The sequence below is a fragment of the Streptomyces panacea genome, from assembly GCF_040560175.1.
Taxonomy (GTDB): Bacteria; Actinomycetota; Actinomycetes; order Streptomycetales; family Streptomycetaceae; genus Streptomyces; species Streptomyces panacea.
Genome location: NZ_JARJHW010000323.1, coordinates 1 through 3875 on the forward strand (window position 1 = coordinate 1; position 3875 = coordinate 3875).

The following is a 3875-nucleotide window of genomic DNA, read 5'->3' on the forward strand; positions in this document are numbered from 1 at the left end:
CGGCGGGGGTCCGGACGGCGGTGAGAACGCCGGCGCCGTACGCGCCCCCGGCTCCTCGTGGTCCAGCAACTGCACCGCGTCGCTGCCCAGTTGGGCGAGCAGCGCGCCGGGCAGCCAGGGCTCGGCCTTGTCCTCGTCCGGTTCGCCCACCCGGGCCAGGATCTGCGCCGGGGTCGGGCGTTCCTTCGGGTCCTTCTTCAGGCAGTCGCCCACCAACTCCCGCAATCCCTCGGGGAGTTCGGACAGATCGGGATCCTCCTGCGCGATGCGGAACATCAGCACGTGCGCGGCGGTGTCGGCCGTACCGAAGGGGAACCGGCCCGTCGCCGCGTACGCGAGCACCGAGCCCAGGCAGAACACGTCGCACGCGGGCGTGATCGGATTGCCGCGCACCTGCTCCGGCGCCATGAAACCGGGTGACCCGACCAGCCCGCCGGTCCGGGTCAGCCCGGCGTCGGTGACGGTCTCCAGCGCGCGGGCTATGCCGAAGTCGATGACCTTCGGGCCCTCGATGGTGACGAGGACGTTGGACGGCTTGAGGTCGCGGTGGATCAGGCCCGCGCCGTGGATGTCCTGGAGGGCGTGGGCGAGACCTGAGCCGAGTATCCGTACCGAGCGCGCGGGCAGCGGGCCGTGCGTGCCCGAGACGATCTCCTGGAGCGCGGGCCCGGCCACGTACCCCGTCGCGACCCACGGCACCGCGGCTTCGGTGTTCGCGTCGAGGACGGGCGCCGTCCACGCGCCGCCGACCCGCCGGGCCGCGGCGACCTCCAGCCGGAAGCGGTTGCGGAACTCGTCCTGTTCGGCGAGCTCCTTGCGTACGAGCTTCACCGCGACCGTACGGCCCCGGTCCGAGCGCGCCAGATAGACCTGCCCCATTCCCCCCGCGCCGAGGCGCGCCAGCAGCCGGTACGCGCCGATGCGTTGTGGATCTCCTGCAGCCAGCTTCTCCATGGCCGTACGGCCCTCCCCCAGATGCCCAAGCCCAACCGGGCCGAGGATAGTGCCGCCGTCATCACGCCGTGCGGTCACGTACCGCTTTCGGCGCCGAGGAGTTGTACCGGGTGGGGCGGGTGCGTGACCCGTTCGGCGACTTGTGGTGGATCCGGACGCATCCGGAGGACGTCACGGAGGAGGAGATGGGGCGGCCCGCCTTCTCGGAGGTGATGGCGTAGGTCCGGGGCGCCGACTCCTTCCCGGCGGCCGGCTTGCCGAGCCGACCGCTCAGCCCGACCGGGGGCTGATCGCGTCCATCGCCCGCGACAGCCGCTCCAGCACCCGTACGGTCTCGGCGAAGCCCTCCTCGCCCAGCTCCTCGGCGAGGCGCTTCGCGAGCGCCGCGTGGCCGGGCCCGATCTCGCGGATCGCCGCGCGGCCCTCCTCGGTCGGAGCGAGCAGTTTCGCCCGGCGGTGGGCGGGGTTCGGCTCGTACTCCGCCAGTCCGCGCTCCACCAGCAGATCGGCGATCCGCTGCACGCTCTGCCGGGTGATGCCCATCGCGCGGGCGATCCCGGAGACGGACAGCGGCTGTGGCAGTACGGCTCCGAGGACCTGCCACCAGGCGGCGGTCAGGCCCGCCGGGGCGGCCAACTCCTCGGCCACGGCCAGGAATTGGCCGTTCAGCCGGAAGAGGCCGAGTGCGGTCCTGCTGAGCAGTTCGGGCCGATCGGTCTCGCGGGCCCGCCCGGTCATGAGTTGAGGACCTCGAACGCGCTCGCGTCCGAGGTCTTGAACAGCCGGTACCAGGCGTCCAGCTTCTCCCCCTCGTACACACCGAGCAGCGCGAAGATCTCGCGGGCGAACGCGACCGGCTCGGTCGGGCCGGCCGTGATCAGGTTGCCGTCCGTGACCGCGTCGGCCTCGCGGTAGTGCTTGCCGCCCTGATATCCGGTGGCGTCCAGGTAGTGGCTGACGGCGCTGGTGTGCGCCCGGTCGTCCAGCAGGCCCTCGCGGGCCAGCCCCGCCGTGGCGCCGCAGATCGCGGCGACGGGGAGGCCCAGGCCGATGAACCGCCGGGCGGCGCGGGCGAACGGCAGCAGGTCGTCCCCGGTGTCCCAGAGCCCGGCGCCCGGGAGGATGAACACCGCCGTGTCGCCGGGCTCGCCCAGCTGGTCGAGCGCGACGTCGGGCTGGACGCGCAGGCCGCCCATGGTGGTGACGGGGTCGGTGGTGGGGCCGACGGTCCGCACGGTGAAGCCGTTCCGGGCGAGGTGCGCGGTGGCGTACCCGGTCTCCCAGTCGGCGAGGGTGTCGTACACGGCGAGGTACACGGTTCTGCCGGTCATGGTGGCCTCCTGATGGCTCGGTGTTCCTCCATTATATTGACAGCACCCTGTCATGTCGACAGTATGCTGTCGATATTCAGGGGGTCCGGCGAGCAGGTTAGGGGTAGCTCGGGGGAGGGCGACAGACTGCCGAGTCACACCGCAAACATCAGACACCGTGTTCGCTCCCGCCCCCGCCCTCCGCTCTCTACGCTGTCCGCATGACCCCTCACCTCGACGTCAACCCCGCTGTTGACACTGTCGACCCGAAGGCCGGCGCCGCCGTGAAGGCCGCCGACCGCGCGCATGTGTTCCACTCCTGGTCCGCGCAGGAAGTGATAGACCCGCTCGCCGTCGCCGGCGCCGACGGCTCGTACTTCTGGGACTACGACGGCAACCGCTACCTCGACTTCACCAGCGGCCTCGTCTTCACCAACATCGGCTACCAGCACCCCGTCGTCGTCGCCGCCATCCAGGAGCAGGCGGCGAAGCTCACCACCTTCGCGCCCGCGTTCGCCATCGACGTACGCTCCGAGGCCGCACGCCTCATCGCCGAGCGCACCCCCGGCGACCTGGACAAGATCTTCTTCACGAACGGCGGCGCGGAGGCCGTCGAGAACGCCGTACGGATGGCCCGGCTGCACACCGGCCGCCCGAAGCTGCTCTCCGCCTACCGCTCGTACCACGGCGGCACCTCCACCGCGATCAACCTGACCGGCGACCCGCGCCGCTGGGCGTCCGACAGCGGCAACGCCGGGGTGGTGCACTTCTGGGCGCCGTTCCTCTACCGCTCCCCCTTCTACGCCACCACCGAGGCCGAGGAGTGCGCCCGCGCGCTGGAGCACCTGGAAGCGACGATCGCCTTCGAGGGGCCGGCGACGATCGCCGCGATCATCCTGGAGACGATCCCCGGCACGGCGGGCATCATGACGCCTCCGCCCGGCTACCTCGCGGGCGTGCGGGAGCTGTGCGACCGGTACGGCATCGTCTTCATCCTGGACGAGGTGATGGCGGGCTTCGGCCGCACCGGCGAGTGGTTCGCCGCCGACCACTTCGACGTCGTGCCCGACCTGCTGACCTTCGCGAAGGGCGTCAACTCCGGCTACGTACCGCTCGGCGGTGTCGCGATCTCCGCCGCCATCGCGGACACCTTCGCGACCCGCCCGTACCCCGGCGGCCTCACCTACTCCGGCCACCCGCTCGCCTGCGCGGCGGCGGTCGCGACGCTGCGGGTGATGGCCGAGGAGAAGATCGTCGAGCACGCGGCGCACATCGGCGAGACGGTCCTCGGCCCCGGCCTGCGTGAACTGGCCGACCGGCACCCGTCGGTGGGGGAGGTGCGCGGGCACGGTGTGTTCTGGGCGCTCGACCTCGTACGGGACCAGGAGACGCGCGAGCCGCTGGTGCCGTACAACGCGACGGGCGCGGCGAACGCGCCGATGGCCGCGTTCGCGGCGGCCTGCAAGAAGGGCGGGCTCTGGCCGTTCGTGAACATGAACCGCACGCACGCCTGCCCGCCGTGCACCGTCACGGAGGCGGAGGCGAAGGAAGGGCTGGCGATCCTGGACGCGGCGCTGGCGGTGGCGGACGAGCACGTGGTCTGAGGACGGA

At 71.8% G+C, this 3875-nt stretch carries 5 protein-coding genes; 2 read left to right on the plus strand and 3 right to left on the minus strand.

Annotation, left to right across the window (positions count from 1 at the left end; genetic code table 11):
- Positions 1–954, minus strand: a 954-nt coding sequence (locus tag P3L51_RS35400; protein ID WP_354609471.1) for a serine/threonine-protein kinase, incomplete at its 3' end; no start/stop codon positions are given.
- A gap of 68 nt (positions 955–1022) precedes the next feature.
- Between P3L51_RS35400 and P3L51_RS35405 the strand changes: the two genes are divergently transcribed.
- Complete coding sequence (locus tag P3L51_RS35405) at positions 1023–1175, plus strand: hypothetical protein (protein ID WP_354609472.1); 153 nt, start codon at positions 1023–1025, stop codon at positions 1173–1175.
- Between the two features lie 49 nt (positions 1176–1224).
- Here P3L51_RS35405 and P3L51_RS35410 read toward each other — a convergent pair whose 3' ends face one another.
- Both P3L51_RS35410 and P3L51_RS35415 read right to left on the minus strand, forming a co-directional pair.
- Complete coding sequence (locus P3L51_RS35410) at positions 1225–1692, minus strand: MarR family winged helix-turn-helix transcriptional regulator (protein WP_354609473.1); 468 nt, start codon at positions 1690–1692, stop codon at positions 1225–1227.
- Positions 1689–2285, minus strand: a complete 597-nt coding sequence (locus tag P3L51_RS35415) for a type 1 glutamine amidotransferase family protein (RefSeq protein WP_354609474.1) — start codon at positions 2283–2285, stop codon at positions 1689–1691. The genes P3L51_RS35410 and P3L51_RS35415 overlap by 4 nt, the downstream gene beginning before the upstream one ends.
- A gap of 200 nt (positions 2286–2485) precedes the next feature.
- On the opposite strand from P3L51_RS35415, the gene P3L51_RS35420 reads away from it, so the two are divergent.
- Positions 2486–3868 carry an aspartate aminotransferase family protein gene (locus P3L51_RS35420; protein WP_354609475.1) on the plus strand — a complete coding sequence of 461 codons (1383 nt, stop codon included), beginning with the start codon at positions 2486–2488 and terminating at the stop codon, positions 3866–3868.
- Positions 3869–3875 lie beyond the last annotated feature (7 nt).